This window comes from Sorangium sp. So ce1036, assembly GCF_051369805.1.
GTDB classification, from domain to species: Bacteria; Myxococcota_A; Polyangia; order Polyangiales; family Polyangiaceae; genus Sorangium; species Sorangium cellulosum_F.
This window is the reverse complement of sequence record NZ_JBBMOX010000001.1, coordinates 9,290,588-9,305,740: the sequence shown is the minus strand read 5'-3', so window position 1 is coordinate 9,305,740 and position 15,153 is coordinate 9,290,588. Positions and strand designations below refer to the sequence as shown.

Below are 15,153 nucleotides of genomic sequence, written 5' to 3'. Positions count from 1 at the left end.
CAGAGCGGGCGAGGGAGGTGCGCGTGAGACAGAGCTACATCGTGAGTTACGACGTCTGCGATCCGAAGCGGCTGCGCAAGATCTTCAAGGCGATGCGGGGGTACGGCGACTGGCTCCAGCTCTCGGTGTGGCAGTGCGCGCTGAGCCGGCGGGAGCTCGTGGAGATGCGGCGCGATCTCGGGCAGATCATCGATGCGCGGATCGATCAGGTGCTGATCATCGACATCGGCCCGGCGAACGGGCGCGGGCGCGGCGCCATCACGTCGCTCGGGCGGGCGTACGTTCCCTCGGAGCAAGTCGCCATCGTGGTGTGAGGCGCCGGCCGCGGGGGGCCGGGGGGCAGGGCGGCGCGCTTCAGCGGGGGGCGCGCGTGGGGAGGGCGATGCGCCTCAGCGCCCGGCGCGCGTGGCGGCCGCGGGACGGGCTCCGGTGAGGAACGCGCCGGGGTCCGCCGCGGGCTCGGCGCCGGCGCCGTCGTCGTGGCTCGCGCCCCCGGTGTCTTCCTCGGCCTCTTCGTCCTCGGCGGCCGCTGCGTCGGCGGAGCTCCTGGAGGAGCTGGCGCGGCGGAAGCCGAGCTCGCGGAGGAGCCTGCGGTCCTTGATGGCGGTCTGGACGATGGTGCTCCACTCCAGGTACCAGTCCCAGAGCTGCCGTTCGGCCTCCTCGAAGTCGTGGTCGCCGGCCGCGGCGGGGGCGACCTCGGCGACGGACTCGAGCTTGCCGGCGCGGGCGAGGAGCTCTCTGGCCTCGTCGATGACGGCCTTGGTGAGGCCGCGCCTGGCGAGGATCTTGCGGCCCTCTTCGCCGCCCGCGTCGGGGCCGCCCTTGTCCTTGGAGCGGGCGAGGTTTTCCCAGCGCTCGACGAAGGTGCTGACGGAGACGAGGACGGCGGCGCCCTCGGTCTGGCCGAGGTTGCGGAACATGAAGGCGTGCGCCTCGGGGGCGTGACGCTTGAGGGTCGCCGACGCGATGGGAAACCACTTGTTCTCCCAGGCGTCGAGCTCGTTGATGAGGCCGCTGTCGGTCGCGGCCGCGGTGGCGACGAAGCCGAGGCGGGTGCGCGTGACGCGCTGGAGCAGGCGCCAGCCCTCGGCGAGATCGTCATCGGAGAAGCCGTGCGCGACGAGCGCCGCGGCGACCTTGTTCTTGCGGAGCCCCAGGAGCAGCAGGAGCACCCGCTCGGCCTTCTGGCCGATGGTGAGTTTTGCCATGATCCACCTCCCGGGCGGACGGTTATCAAGGACGGACAGGGGGGTCATCGGGTGAGCACGTCTTGGACGCGCCGCGGGTGATCCCCGTGCTCGGGAGAGCGACGCCGGGGTGCGGTGAAGGCGCGGCGGGGGTCCTCGGATGGGGGCACCGGGCGCGATCGAGCGCGGAACCTGGGCGGAAAAGCGGGGGGCGGGGGAGGAGGAGCGGCGCCCCCTGGCCGGCGGGCGCCGCCCCCGGCTCGGGGGGCGGGCGCCCCGCGGGGGGTGAGGCCCGGGAGGTGGGGGGTGACTCCGGCGAGGTGGGGGGTGACTCCGGCGAGGTGGGGGATGAGCGGGCGGAAGCGGGGACGGCGTGACGCGAGGTGGGGGCGAGTGCGGCGAGGCGGGGGCGGCGGCGTCGGAGGTGGGGAGGCGAGCGGCGGAGGTGGGGGAGAGGGCGGCAAAGCGCCGGGGGAGAACGGAAGGGGCTGGGCGAGGGGAGGGGCGGGTATGGTAGAAGGAGGAGGGCGGACCGGTTGCGAGCGGTGGAGTGACGCGAAAAAGCCGGGGACCGCTCGCAGAGCCGGCAGGTGTTTGAAAAGATGGAGGATTTCTGGCCGGCACCGGGGCGCGCGGGGCGCCTCCGGTGGCCGCAGCGGGGGGTCGGACGGGGACCTCTCGCAAACCGGGTTGTAAGTACGCGAAATCTTTCGTAGGCTGCGAGGCCTCTCTCCGCCGCTGAAAGGCGGCGGCCCCATTGAAGCCTCACTGGCTGCCCGGTGAGCTTCGCGATTCCAGGAAGCTCTCCGCCGCTGAAAGGCGGCGGCCCCATTGAAGCCTCGGGCGGCGGCGCGCCGCTGCGCGCGGCGCTTCGCGCTCTCCGCCGCTGAAAGGCGGCGGCCCCATTGAAGCTGGTCACCGCGGCCCCGCCCAACACCCCGCCGCGGCTCTCCGCCGCTGAAAGGCGGCGGCCCCATTGAAGCACCAGCCAGCCGAAAAACTCTGGGTAAGCCGTCGCAGCTCTCCGCCGCTGAAAGGCGGCGGCCCCATTGAAGCGGAGAGCTGTGCGGCGTCTGCCTCGCGCCGGTCCTCTCTCCGCCGCTGAAAGGCGGCGGCCCCATTGAAGCTCGGGATCAATGTGAGCCTGGTTCGCTGCCCACCGTCCTCTCCGCCGCTGAAAGGCGGCGGCCCCATTGAAGCCGGAGTCACGAACCCGATGTCGCCCTCGAGCTGCTCGCTCTCCGCCGCTGAAAGGCGGCGGCCCCATTGAAGCCTTTCGCTCCGCGACGTGCCGCGTGAAGAGCTCACCGATCTCTCCGCCGCTGAAAGGCGGTGGCCCCATTGAAGCGACGATGGGCGGCATGTCACCCTGACGGACGGCCATGACTCTCCGCCGCTGAAAGGCGGCGGCCCCATTGAAGCCCTTCACCGTGGGCGACATGTACGCAGGCCACGGCCTCTCCGCCGCTGAAAGGCGGCGGCCCCATTGAAGCCGCCGCGCGATCGGTGCGCCGGCGGAGGCGAAGGGGGCTCTCCGCCGCTGAAAGGCGGCGGCCCCATTGAAGCCCCGCCAGGCGCGCGCGCGTGATTCGGACGGTCCCCTCTCCGCCGCTGAAAGGCGGCGGCCCCATTGAAGCGGTTGGCTCCAAGTGCCACATCGCACGCTCGCCGGTCGCTCTCCGCCGCTGAAAGGCGGCGGCCCCATTGAAGCGCTTGCCCTTGCGCGGGCATTGGCCATCGGCGTCGACCTCTCCGCCGCTGAAAGGCGGCGGCCCCATTGAAGCCTCCGTTCTCTGCGCCGAGTTGGTCACGGACGGTGGCCTCTCCGCCGCTGAAAGGCGGCGGCCCCATTGAAGCAAAACGCGCTTGCGGAGCTGTTCGAGAGCTACCCAACTCTCCGCCGCTGAAAGGCGGCGGCCCCATTGAAGCCTTCGCGGCGCCGCACAGCACTGCTCGCACTCCGGCTCTCCGCCGCTGAAAGGCGGCGGCCCCATTGAAGCCTCGTGAAGGAGCTCCAGCCGGAGCGCGACCCCAGCTACAGCCCCTCTCCGCCGCTGAAAGGCGGCGGCCCCATTGAAGCATCTGTCCTCTTCCTCACGTGTCGCAAATACGACAGACTGCTCTCCGCCGCTGAAAGGCGGCGGCCCCATTGAAGCAAGATGAATGCAGATCTCCTCTAGATGCCAGTTAGGTCTCTCCGCCGCTGAAAGGCGGCGGCCCCATTGAAGCGGCAGGTCGACCCGTGGGACAGGGCGGGCGCATCAAAACTAACATAAAAACAATGACTTAAACTCGCTCGTGGCCGGCTGGTCGGGGCTGGCGGCCGAACACAGCGACATGTCGTGTGGCAGATCTCGGGGCATGGCACCGTTCATCGAGCACTTCGCATCGCTGCCCGACCCGCGCGTCGTCGGGCGATCTGACCACAAACTGCTGGACATCATTGCCATCGCTATCCTCGGCACGATCTGCGGGGCGGAGGGCTGGGACGACTTCGCCGACTTCGGTGAGTGCAAGCATGGCTGGCTGAAGACGTTTCTGGACCTGCCGGCAGGCATCCCGAGCGCTGATACGTTCCGTCGGGTCCTGAGCGCGCTCGACCCCGAGGCGTTCAGCGCTTGCTTCGTGGCCTGGATGCAGGCGCTGGTCGGCTCGCCCGACGGTAAGCTGGTGGCGATCGATGGCAAGACGGCTCGCCGATCGTTCGACCGTGCCGCCGAGCGCTCGCCGCTGCACCTGGTCAGCGCCTGGGTTCAGCAGAACAGCCTGACGCTCGGTCAGGTGGCGACCGACCCCGAGTCGAACGAGATCACGGCCATCCCGAAACTGCTCGGCATGCTGAATCTTCGAGGTGCCACGGTGACCATCGACGCCATGGGAACCCAGAAGGAAATTGCCCAGGGAATTGTCGACAGGGGAGCCGCCTATCTGCTCGCTCTCAAAGCGAATCAGACCAAGCTCTATGAGCAAGTCGCTCAGATCTTCTCCGAGGCCGGCACCGGCTTCTTTTCGCTTGTAAAGCACACGGTGCACGAGACGGTCGAAGAGGGACACGGGAGGCGTGAGCGGCGGCGCGTCTGGACCACGACGGACCTGAGCCGGATCACGGAGGCACCGAAGTGGCCGGGCCTGCGGAGCATCACGATGGTCGAACGGGAACGCCAGGCCGGCCCCGGCGGTGAGCTCACGTCCGAGAGGCACTATTTCATCAGCTCGAGCGCACGCACTGGAGCCAAAGCGATGGCATCGTTGATTCGTGCGCACTGGTCGATCGAAAATCGATGCCATTGGGTGCTCGATGTCGCATTCCGCGAGGATGAAAGCCGCGTTCGAGCCGGGCAGGAGAACATCGGGCTGCTGCGCAAGATTGCTCTCAATCTCCTGAAGCAAGACCAGACCACCAAGCGTGGGATTGCCGCAAAACGAAAGAAAGCTGGATGGAACCACGACTACCTGCTGCGCGTCCTCTCCGGAACCATTCCTCCAGGTTAGACGCGCCCGCCCTGACCCGTGGGACGGCCCCGCCTCGAGGCCTCTCCGCCGCTGAAAGGCGGCGGCCCCATTGAAGCGGCAGGCCTTGCGCAGGCGATCCGCTCTTCCGGATCTCTCCGCCGCTGAAAGGCGGCGGCCCCATTGAAGCCAGATCTCGCTGGGGACGGCCGCGCCTCTCTACCAGCTCTCCGCCGCTGAAAGGCGGCGGCCCCATTGAAGCCTCCTTGCTGATCTCCTGCGCCCACTCGAGCGCCGCGGCCTCTCCGCCGCTGAAAGGCGGCGGCCCCATTGAAGCCGGCGCTGGTAGACCGTTTTGCCAGAAGCGGCGCTCATCGGGCTCTCCGCCGCTGAAAGGCGGCGGCCCCATTGAAGCTGGATGTTGCTCACGATGGCCTGCGCGATCTCGAGCTCTCCGCCGCTGAAAGGCGGCGGCCCCATTGAAGCCCCAGGTTGTTGCAGTAGACCTGCCCGCCGCGGCCGTCTCTCCGCCGCTGAAAGGCGGCGGCCCCATTGAAGCCGCGCAGTGGCGTACATCCAGTCGCTCCGCGGCCCGCCTCTCCGCCGCTGAAAGGCGGCGGCCCCATTGAAGCATCGCGGTCCCCCTTCGCTGCCCTTCGGCGCGTACCTCTCCGCCGCTGAAAGGCGGCGGCCCCATTGAAGCGCATGGTTTTTGACGGCACGATTCTTGCCCTGCGTAACCTCTCCGCCGCTGAAAGGCGGCGGCCCCATTGAAGCAGGCGCCCGTACTGCTCCCGAACCGGCGCGGGCGGCTTCTCTCCGCCGCTGAAAGGCGGCGGCCCCATTGAAGCTCCGCGTTCATGGGCGGCTTCTGCATGTGCGAGCCGACGCTCTCCGCCGCTGAAAGGCGGCGGCCCCATTGAAGCTTGAGCGTCGGCCCGACGAGCGCCATCACCCGCACGCTCTCCGCCGCTGAAAGGCGGCGGCCCCATTGAAGCTCTGGTGCGTACGCGTGACACGCCCCGGCCGCCGCTGCTCTCCGCCGCTGAAAGGCGGCGGCCCCATTGAAGCGTTTGGCAGTGGGCTGCATCGTCGGCTTCGTCGTCCTCTCCGCCGCTGAAAGGCGGCGGCCCCATTGAAGCTCCGAGGTCGCCTTCACGACCTTCTGGAGCTCCTCTCTCTCCGCCGCTGAAAGGCGGCGGCCCCATTGAAGCAAGGTCGTGGCGTTCAAGCTCGAGCCCGTCAGGAGCTCTCCGCCGCTGAAAGGCGGCGGCCCCATTGAAGCGCCGGGACCGGGCCGACGCTCGCGGCCGCCTACCTCTCTCCGCCGCTGAAAGGCGGCGGCCCCATTGAAGCCTCAGCCGCGGTTCGAGGCGGCCATGGTCGTCGAGCCGCTCTCCGCCGCTGAAAGGCGGCGGCCCCATTGAAGCTTGCCGAGTAGCAGATGCGCAAACGCGAGCTCCCTCTCTCCGCCGCTGAAAGGCGGCGGCCCCATTGAGAGCGCCTAACAAAACCCGGCCTGGATATGGCAGAGGCAGATCAGGCACACGGCGAGCTGGAGGAACGCTCGGTGAATATCGGCACGGCGTTCATACCGCACAGTCAAGCGCCGAAAGCGGCGGAGCCATGCGATCGTCCGTTCGACGACCCAGCGGTAACGGCCGAGCTTCTCCGACGACTCGATGCCCTTGCGAGCGATGCGGGGCACGATGTGGCGCAGATGGCAAGCCAAGCGCAGGGCCGGGTCGTCGTAGGCCTTATCGGCGTGCAGTTTCTTGGGGCGGCGCCGCGGTCGGCCGCAAGGCCGCGCGATCGTCGGTACCGCATCCACCATAGGCGTGAACATCTTCGAGTCATGGACGTTCGCCGGCGTCATCTCGACGGCGAGCGGGATACCATTCTGATCGACCAAAATGTGATATTTCGTGCCCGGCCGGCCGCGATCTGTGGGGTTCGGGCCAGTCTCTTCACCCCCCTTTTTGCCGGAACCAGCGAGGCATCCAGCGCAGCACGCTCCCAGTTGATCTTGTCGGCCCCGCCGAGCTCATCCAGCAATGCCTTGTGGAGCTGACCCCAGACGCCAGCCTGCTGCCAGTCGCGCAACCGGCGCCAGCACGTCATGCCGCTGCAGCCGAGCTCTTGCGGGAGATATTCCCAAGGAATCCCCGTTTTCAGCACGAACAAGATCCCCGTCAGGGCGATTCGATCAGGCGTGCGCGGCCGGCCGCCCTGCGGCTTCGGCTCCGCCTTCGGCAATAGAGGTTCGATTCGCTCCCAGAGTTCGTCCGGCACCAACAGCTTGCCCACGCGTGCAATCTAATGCGCGTACCGTTTGTCTCAAGCGAGCGGGCGCTCGAGCGAGGTCGGCGGGCTATTGTTAGGCGCTCTGAAGCGACATCGTTCCTGATCTCCATGTGCTCTCCTATTTCTCTCCGCCGCTGAAAGGCGGCGGCCCCATTGAAGCTACGGACGACACGGGCGTTCTAGCCGTCACACAGCGGGAGCTCTCCGCCGCTGAAAGGCGGCGGCCCCATTGAAGCCTGCACACTTCACTCCCGGTGGTCGCGCAGTCGCCCTGCTCTCCGCCGCTGAAAGGCGGCGGCCCCATTGAAGCGTCGCGAGCACGAGCTCCAGGTGACGGTGCGCACACACTCTCCGCCGCTGAAAGGCGGCGGCCCCATTGAAGCTACACGGAGAAAGGCGCAGGTGGGTTCACGCTCCCGGCGCTCTCCGCCGCTGAAAGGCGGCGGCCCCATTGAAGCGGAGGATCGCGTCGGTCGAGACGTCCTTGCCGGTCAGCTCTCCGCCGCTGAAAGGCGGCGGCCCCATTGAAGCTCATGGATCTCCTAGGTCACCCAGTAGAGCGCATACTCTCCGCCGCTGAAAGGCGGCGGCCCCATTGAAGCACCTCCTCGCTCGTCCCAGGCCGCTCCGTAAGCGCCCGCTCTCCGCCGCTGAAAGGCGGCGGCCCCATTGAAGCCGGATCCCGAAGGATTCTGCGCTCCGGATGTACAACTCTCCGCCGCTGAAAGGCGGCGGCCCCATTGAAGCAGCGGAGCGTCCCCAAGAGCGGGCGTGCCGAGCTCACTCTCCGCCGCTGAAAGGCGGCGGCCCCATTGAAGCAGCCGCAGGCGTCGCTCGAGAGCGACAGGAGCAGCCGTCTCTCCGCCGCTGAAAGGCGGCGGCCCCATTGAAGCTCCTAGCGCCCCATGCCCGCCGCGGCGTCGCCGGACCTCTCCGCCGCTGAAAGGCGGCGGCCCCATTGAAGCATGCGACGCATGTAGCACGCGTCTGCGCCTGCGTCGCTCTCCGCCGCTGAAAGGCGGCGGCCCCATTGAAGCGTGTACTTCTCCGGCCGAAGGCGCAAGACGCTGGCGGACTCTCCGCCGCTGAAAGGCGGCGGCCCCATTGAAGCAGTATGCAACATCAAGAGCTGATGATGGTACGCCGGGCTCTCCGCCGCTGAAAGGCGGCGGCCCCATTGAAGCTCCGTCTTCATGCTCACGACTTCGCCGGCCGCATTCTCTCCGCCGCTGAAAGGCGGCGGCCCCATTGAAGCATCTCGCGGCACGCGACGCCATTGCGGCGCGCGGTGTCTCTCCGCCGCTGAAAGGCGGCGGCCCCATTGAAGCGCTGCAGGAGGGCGGCGCGCTGCCGCCGGACCGCACTCTCCGCCGCTGAAAGGCGGCGGCCCCATTGAAGCAAATAGGCGAGCGTGTTGCCAGCGGGCACTTTGACGAACTCTCCGCCGCTGAAAGGCGGCGGCCCCATTGAAGCTCGACGTTGGCCACGTTCTGGAAGAACTCGACCTTGCTCTCCGCCGCTGAAAGGCGGCGACCCCATTGAAGCGACACGGGAGCCACGCATTCGCCAAGGATCGCCAGAACCTCTCCGCCGCTGAAAGGCGGCGGCCCCATTGAAGCCACGAGGCACTTGCGAATGAGGAGATCGCCGCGCTGCTCTCCGCCGTTGAAAGGCGGCGGTCCCATTGAAGCTTGAGCAGCGCAGGCCGGTGCTCCGCGAGATCCTCCTCTCCGCCGCTGAAAGGCGGCGGCCCCATTGAAGCCAGTGGGCGCACGGCTCGCATGGGCGCAGGTCGAGCGAGCTCTCCGCCGCTGAAAGGCGGCGGCCCCATTGAAGCGCTGGTCCTTGGCCGCCGTGAGCGAAAACGGCGAGCTCTCCGCCGCTGAAAGGCGGCGGCCCCATTGAAGCGCTGGTCCTTGGCCGCCGTGAGCGAAAACGGCGAGCTCTCCGCCGCTGAAAGGCGGCGGCCCCATTGAAGCTTCGATCCACGCTTCCGATTCCGCATCCGCATTCTCGAACCGCTGCCCGTCCGCTCGGCGCGCCGCGCCGACGGGCGCGCCGGGCGGACCGCCGCGCGCGCAAGATCGGGGCGATGGCCCCCGCCACGGGCGTGGTGAGCACGCCGCCAGGTCTGCTCGGCCGCTCGTCCACCGGCTGCGGCGGCCCCGCCGGCTGCGGCGGCCCAGGCGAGCGCGCTGCCATCGCCCTCCGCGCGAACGCGGCGCCTCGTCCGCGCGCGCTCGACTGCGCGCTCGCCGGATGCGTGATCGAGCACGGCGCGTCGCGGAGCCGGCCGTCGGGCGCCGCTCCGCGCGTCGCCGCGTACCGTCGCCGCGCACCTCGACGCGGGCCATCTCCCCCGCCGCGCATCTCGGCGCGGGCGACCTCCCCGCGGGCGCACGCAGCCGCGCTCCCCGGTCGAGCCGGCTTCGGCGCTCCCCGGTCGCGCCGGCTTCGCGAGCCCCGCCCCGCGCCGCCCGCGCCCGCCTCACCGATCGGCTAGACTCGCGTGACGAGGCCCGTCGCATGTCCATCTCCGAGAAGCTCGTCCATCCGGCAACCCTCGAGGACCTGGAGAAGCTCCCGCCTACCTGGCGCGGGGAGATCATCGACGGCACCCTCTACGCCTTCCCCCGCCCGCGCTTCGTTCATGCCGACATCGAGGGGCTCATCACCGCCGACCTCAAGAACCCCTTCCAGCGCGGCAGAGGCGGCCCCGGCGGGTGGTGGATCCTCCCTGAACCCGGCATCCAGCTCCCGCGCGCCCCGGAGTTTTCCCCCGACGTCGCGGGGTGGCGCCGCGAGCGCATGGCGCGACCGCCGGCGAGGGAAAGCGCCATCGCCGTCGTCCCCGACTGGATCTGCGAGATCCTCTCGCGCAGCACGGCCAGCTACGACAACCTCGTCAAGCGCCGCTTCTACAGCGAGATCGGCGTCGGCTGGCTCTGGTATGTCGACCCTCGCGATCGCTCGCTCCGGGTCAACCAGCTCGTCGACGGGAAATGGGTGGAGCTCGGGCTGTACGGCGAAGACGAGAAGGTCCGCGCCGCCCCGTTCGAGGCCGTCGAGATCGATCTGTCCGAATGGTGGGAAGGTCTCGACGACGACAACCAGAACGAGAACGAGGGCAAGGGCGAAGCGAGCCCCTGATCCGCCGGGAGAGCCTCCGGGGTGCCATTCGCGCAGGCCATTCGAAACGCCGGCATCACGGCGCCGACCGTGCACATGACGGTCTGCCACGGGGGGACCATCCGCCGGGATATCCGGCGGCCTCCATCGCGAGCCACGTCGCCCATCCGACGGGCGCGACGCCCGTCGCCTGCGTGGGCGACGACGTGAGGCGACACTCGACCTTGCCCGGCGTCTCGATCGCGTGCGCGTGCGAGCACGGCCAGTTGGTGCCGTTCGATCCAACGCCGCCGCCGCGACCCTAGGTGGCGAGACCCAGGAGCCCCTCATGCCGATTGCCATGTGCGCTACGCTCGACACCCGCCACGCCGCGGGCACAGACCTCGTCTTCAGCGTGTCGCTCGCGCTCGCCTGGAAGAAGCTCGAGCATCGCTTCGGGGCGCTGCGCTTCGCGCCTCAACCCGCGCTGGCCGACGCGCTGAGCCGCACGGTCGTCGACGGGGCGGTCAGCCCCGCGTGGTGCGTCGCGGATGCCGGCTTCGGCGCCGAGGGCATCCTCGAGCGGCTGCGCAGCGAGCTGCTCTCCAGGTTCTCCGCGGCGGACGTGCGGTATCTTCCGCGCGGCCTCGCGCCGGACGCGCTGCTCGCTTATGGATACCTGAGCCGCGATCTGCGGTTTCCTGTCGTCTTCGCGGTGCGCGAGGGGGTGTTCGACGCGCGGCCCGTTCGCGCCTTCGGGATCGTGGACAACAACCACCCGCACAACGCGGCGCGGGCGGCGCAGGTGATCGTGCACGAGCATCGTTCAGAACGGGAGTTCGTGATCGAGCTCTGCACCGACGCGGCCGACGAGGATCGCCTCCTGATTGCCCAGGTGCCGCCGCGCGAGCGGCTGGGGGAGACGGTGCGGGACGTGCTCGACCGGCTGGGGAGGCTCCCGCCTGAATACCGATCGCTCCGCCGCGGGGAGGAGGTCGCCATTCCGCGCATCGAGCTCGAGACGGAGGCGTCGTTCCCCGAGCTGCTCGGACGACGTCTGTGCACAGGGGAGCTCGCAGGCAGGGTCTTTCATGAGGCGAGGCAGCGGGTGCGCTTCACGCTCGACGAGGGCGGCGCCAGCGTCACCGCAGAGGCCGCGATCCTGTCGTTCGGGATGCCGGAGCCCAGGCGCTCGTTCGCCGTGTGCCAGCCGTTCCTCGTCATGCTGATTCGCCGGTCGGCGTTCGTTCCGTACCTCGCGCTGTGGGTGGAGACCCCGGCATGGATGCAGTCGCCGGCGCGGCCGGCGGGCGCTGGACCGGCGCTCGGCGGGATCTATCGATAGCGATCGAGGTGACGGCGAGGGGGTGGCCAGGTGACACGGCCCAGCGCGATCCCGTGCAGGATCCCGTGAAGGACGGCCAGGGCCCACGGCCTCCAGGGCGCGCGCGGCGAGCGACGCCGCACAGACTTGTCGCGGAATCGCCGCGCCGAGCGCATGAGCCTGTCACCGGTCGTCGGAGCGTCGCGCCCACCCCTGCTTCACGGCATCGCCCAGGCGCGCTCGCACATTGACGTCGTTCGAGGCGGCAGCCATGTTCGCGGCGTTCCTTGTCGCGCGAGCGACGTCGGACCCTCTTTCAAGGAGAGCTTTCATGAACATCGAAATCGCTTCGTCGGCGCATACCCACCTTCGTCGTCCGTCACGCGCCGCCCGGCTGCGCGCCGGCGCGGCGCTCTTGCTCCTCGGTGCGCTCGGCGCCGCCGCCTGCACCGCCGGCGCGGGAGCAGAGGTGGAGGCAGAGAGCCTCGGTGTGGCCAGCCTCCGCGGGACGTACGATCTCACGAGCAGCTACACGGGCACCATCGGGGACACCCGCGGCTGGATCATCGAGTGGGAGATCCCCGAGCTCCTGAATGAGAGCACGGCGTGGACCGCGATCGGGCAGTGGTACTACAACCTCGAATCGGGCATTTACCACAGCCCGGATGGGTGGTTCGTCTACTACTACGGGGACGACGACGGCGTCGCGGGGAACCACCCCGACTGCACCGGCCTCTTGCCCTCGTGGGGCTCGGGGAGCACCTGCGGCGGCTCGCTCGGCGACCTGGAGCCCGGGCAGCAGGTGGTCTTCAAGTACGAGTGGTGCACGCCCGAGCGCGTCGCGAGCGTGAGCGGCTCCAAGCTCTGCCTCTATGTCGACATGAAGGACGGCGCCGGCTGGCAGTTCCTCGCCCAGGACGAGCGCACCACGGTCGAGATGTACGCGCACGACATCGAGCATTTCGCGGACGTGGGCCCGCAGTACCCCGAGCCGCAGGTCTCCTGCGAGGCGCCCATCAAGATGCTGCGCCAGGAGCTGAAGACGACCGCGGGCGTCTGGCAGCCCATGTCGGGCGCGAGCATCTGGTCGTTCCACGACGCCGCTCCCTACATCTACCAGAACGAGAATTTCGGCGCGTCGCCCTCGACGTGGGAGGCCTGCACGTCAAGCGGGAATGATTGTTCGGGGGTGCCCGCGTGGACGTCGGCGCAGGTGTATACGCCCTCCACCCTGGTCACCGACGGCGGCCACCTCTGGTCCGCGACCCAGCAGATCTGGTGGTCGCACCCGAACTGCCCGCCCAGCAACCCGGACCCGTGGTGCCCGGCCGAGTGGGCCGGCCTCGGGCCGTGTAACTGACAGCGGAAATCACGGGCCGGGCCAAGGTGGAAGCCGTCGCAAGGACGGCCACAGTCCTTGCGAGCTGCTCCGGATGGGGGCGCTACGCCAGACAGAAGCTCGGCCCGTACCCCGGGATCAAATCCTCGTAAAGCTGTGTGGTGGGCACGCAGTTCCAAAAATGCCCAAGAAACAGCGCCGCGCCGGCGGGACACGCCATGAACAGGTGGACCTTCGCTACACCCGTTCGCCGCGCCTCGCGCATGATGCGACTCCGCGCGGCCATCGCCCAGCCGAGCGCATACGCGCCGTCTGGCATCGCCCCATGCCCGATCCTGGGCGTGCGGATGTGCAGCAGTCAACTCACCGGCAGCCCCGCCTGCTTCACGTGATCGCGAACATCCTCGGCGATCTCGTGCGTGACGCTGAGCGCGACGGCGAGTTCGCCGCCGAGGTTGAGCTCCTCAGGCGGGGGTACGTCGAGGTCCACCTGCATCGGAGCCGCTTCCGTACTCCACACCATGTCGCGCTGCACGCAGGCCACGTGTGCGTTCCGGGTGTCGCCGAGCTCGAAGCCCACCATGAACGCCGGCGTGAGCCGCAGCTTGCCGCGCACCTGGACCCGGTTGAAGCCGAGCGCACGGATGCGAGCGCTCGCCTGCCGCAGGTCGGCGCGGAGCTGGGTGTTCCATAGCGAGGGATCTCTCAGCCGCCGCTTGGCTTGCGGCTCGTCGCCCTCGAAGAGGTCGACCCAGTCCACCGAGGCATGGGCCGCATCGGCGAAGAGCTCCCGCTCGAGCTGCTGCACCACCAGGCCCGCGGCGGACCGCCGCGGAGCGCGCGCCGCTCGACCTCGGCTGCGAGCAGGGCCCGGTCGATCTGCCGCGTCCCCTGCTTGACCCACTCGCGGATGGCAAGCACGCCCTGCTCCACGGCGTCCGGGTCCTCCTTCAGCCCGCGCGCCGCCATGCGATCCGCGACGGCCGTGGCCAGACCCGAGGCAGGGCCCTGGTCGGTCAGGAGCTCGAGATGGTCGAGCATCTCAAGGAGCTCGTCCTCGGCGATGCCGAGGTGCGCGGCCCATTCCTTGCGGCGTCCGCCGGCGCTCGAGCGTGGCCCTTCCTCCCGAAGACGGGGGCCGAGGAGCCCGCGCGCGCCGTCGCGGAGCTTGAGCAGCGGATCCTTGGGATCGAGCGGCCGGTTGGTGAACAACCCCATGTGCGGTCGTCCGCCGGCAGCGCGCAGCTTCGAGTAGCTCTCCCAGAACCGCCGAAGAATGCTTTTCTTTCTGCCCTGTTCACTGCCTGTGCCCACCTCGATGAACCAGGCATTGTCGATCGGGCTGCTCGCGGTGACCGAGAATTTCACCTGATAGTGCTCGTCCCCGCGCCCAGGGCGATGGACGACGACGTCGTCGAGGAGGTCCATCCCGCACTTCTCGACCGAGATCGCTGTCACGCCCTCGTCGGGAGCCAGCATGCGCAAGGCATGATACCAGGCGTAGAGGTGCTGGTAGTCGTCCCCCTGGATGGCGGCGCCGCGCGCGCTCCCTGTCATGTCGTGGACTCCGCTTTGAGCCGCTCGGTGAAGACGGCGTGGACGACGAGCTTCCCGTCCCGCACCTGGATGCCCCTCACGAAAAATGGACGCGGCACGCCGTCTGCTGCCGCAATCGAATCGACGACGTCCCAGAACCCCGCGAGCCACGTCGAGCACACGAGCCCTGTGGCGAGCGGGCGCAGGCGGGGATCCACCGGCTGGATGGGCAGGAATCGCTCCTTCGGCAGCTTCTCGCGCTTCTCGCGCTTTCGGGCATCCTGGCGTGCCTTGCGCGCCTCCGCGAAGCTGACGAACTCGACCTCGATCACGTCAGGCAGACGATCGGGCAGCGGCTCTCGCGCGGGCGCAGCGGCGGCGCTCGGCGGCGCCCGGACCACAGCGACGGCGGCGCGCGCGGACCGCTCCGCCTCCTCTCGCCGTTGCCGGATGCGGTCGATCCGGTCTCCGAAACGCAGCGCCTTGTGCGCTGAGGGATGGTGTCTGGGCTGCATGCCTGGGCCGCCCGGTCTCGTCTGCTGCGCCGGTCGTGGTCCGACCCTTCCGGCCTTGGCCTCAGCCTCTGCGATGCCAGCGTGCCTCCGGATCCATGCGAGCTCCAGCACCACCCGCTCCGTGAGCACCCGTGGGTCCCGAAGCAACCGTTGCTCGAGCCAGGCACCCACGTCATTGAGGGCGTCGATCTCCTTCTGCTCTCCGCCCCTGCGCCCTGCATACCCCGCTTCGGGCAGCGCCCTGAGCAGCGCGAGCCCCTCGACGGGATCTCCCGTCGCCCTCGTGGCTTCGAGCGCCTCCGAGAGGTACCGGACGTGGTTCGACGTCGAGAAGCCAGCGGCCTGCGCCTGCAGGGTGGCGAGCTCCTTGCCCGTGAGCTTCTGCAT

9 protein-coding genes, 1 pseudogene and 3 CRISPR repeat arrays are annotated in these 15,153 nt (G+C 69.1%); of the genes and pseudogenes, 5 read left to right on the top strand and 5 right to left on the bottom strand.

What is annotated here, in order from left to right; all coding sequences use genetic code 11:
- The first annotated feature begins 23 nt into the window (after nt 1–23).
- On the top strand, nt 24–314 hold the full coding sequence (cas2, locus tag WMF31_RS34950) for a CRISPR-associated endonuclease Cas2 (protein ID WP_129344621.1): 291 nt from the start codon (nt 24–26) through the stop codon (nt 312–314).
- 75 nt (nt 315–389) lie between these two features.
- Here the strand turns inward: cas2 and WMF31_RS34945 are convergent, their stop codons facing one another.
- Nucleotides 390–1,211, bottom strand: a complete 822-nt coding sequence (locus tag WMF31_RS34945; protein WP_436606089.1) for a hypothetical protein — start codon at nt 1,209–1,211, stop codon at nt 390–392.
- A 707-nt stretch (nt 1,212–1,918) separates the two neighbouring features.
- Nucleotides 1,919–3,419: a CRISPR direct-repeat array (repeat unit 36 nt; unit sequence CTCTCCGCCGCTGAAAGGCGGCGGCCCCATTGAAGC).
- Between the two features lie 132 nt (nt 3,420–3,551).
- Here WMF31_RS34945 and WMF31_RS34940 point away from each other — a divergent pair.
- Nucleotides 3,552–4,682, top strand: coding sequence for an ISAs1 family transposase (locus WMF31_RS34940; RefSeq protein WP_436601070.1), 1,131 nt, complete (start codon nt 3,552–3,554; stop codon nt 4,680–4,682).
- 40 nt (nt 4,683–4,722) lie between these two features.
- Nucleotides 4,723–6,141: a CRISPR direct-repeat array (repeat unit 36 nt; unit sequence CTCTCCGCCGCTGAAAGGCGGCGGCCCCATTGAAGC).
- Between the two features lie 3 nt (nt 6,142–6,144).
- On the opposite strand, the gene WMF31_RS34935 is transcribed toward WMF31_RS34940, so the two are convergent.
- A protein-coding gene (locus tag WMF31_RS34935; protein WP_129346188.1) for an IS5 family transposase occupies nt 6,145–6,947 on the bottom strand; the annotation gives its coding sequence in 2 pieces (ribosomal slippage) (nt 6,145–6,623 and nt 6,623–6,947; 804 coding nt in all).
- Nucleotides 6,948–7,067: 120 nt separating this feature from the next.
- Nucleotides 7,068–8,923: direct repeats of the CRISPR family, unit length 36 nt; unit sequence CTCTCCGCCGCTGAAAGGCGGCGGCCCCATTGAAGC.
- A 547-nt stretch (nt 8,924–9,470) separates the two neighbouring features.
- Between WMF31_RS34935 and WMF31_RS34930 the strand changes: the two genes are divergently transcribed.
- From WMF31_RS34930 to WMF31_RS34920, 3 genes are all read left to right on the top strand, one after another.
- Nucleotides 9,471–10,094, top strand: a complete 624-nt coding sequence (locus tag WMF31_RS34930) for a Uma2 family endonuclease (protein WP_436606088.1) — start codon at nt 9,471–9,473, stop codon at nt 10,092–10,094.
- Between the two features lie 307 nt (nt 10,095–10,401).
- A complete protein-coding gene (locus WMF31_RS34925; RefSeq protein ID WP_436606087.1) occupies nt 10,402–11,397 on the top strand; it encodes a hypothetical protein in 996 nt (331 codons plus the stop codon).
- A gap of 310 nt (nt 11,398–11,707) precedes the next feature.
- Complete coding sequence (locus WMF31_RS34920; RefSeq protein WP_436606086.1) at nt 11,708–12,736, top strand: hypothetical protein; 1,029 nt, start codon at nt 11,708–11,710, stop codon at nt 12,734–12,736.
- Nucleotides 12,737–12,818: 82 nt separating this feature from the next.
- Here the strand turns inward: WMF31_RS34920 and WMF31_RS34915 are convergent.
- The 3 genes and pseudogenes from WMF31_RS34915 to WMF31_RS34905 form a co-directional block, all read right to left on the bottom strand.
- Nucleotides 12,819–13,475: pseudogene (locus tag WMF31_RS34915) on the bottom strand (SAVED domain-containing protein).
- Nucleotides 13,421–14,272 (bottom strand): hypothetical protein, encoded by an 852-nt coding sequence (locus tag WMF31_RS34910; RefSeq protein WP_436606085.1) that lies wholly within the window; start codon nt 14,270–14,272, stop codon nt 13,421–13,423. Before WMF31_RS34910 ends, WMF31_RS34915 begins: the two are co-directional and overlap by 55 nt.
- Nucleotides 14,269–15,153, bottom strand: coding sequence for a hypothetical protein (locus tag WMF31_RS34905; protein ID WP_436606084.1), 885 nt, complete (start codon nt 15,151–15,153; stop codon nt 14,269–14,271). Before WMF31_RS34905 ends, WMF31_RS34910 begins: the two co-directional genes overlap by 4 nt.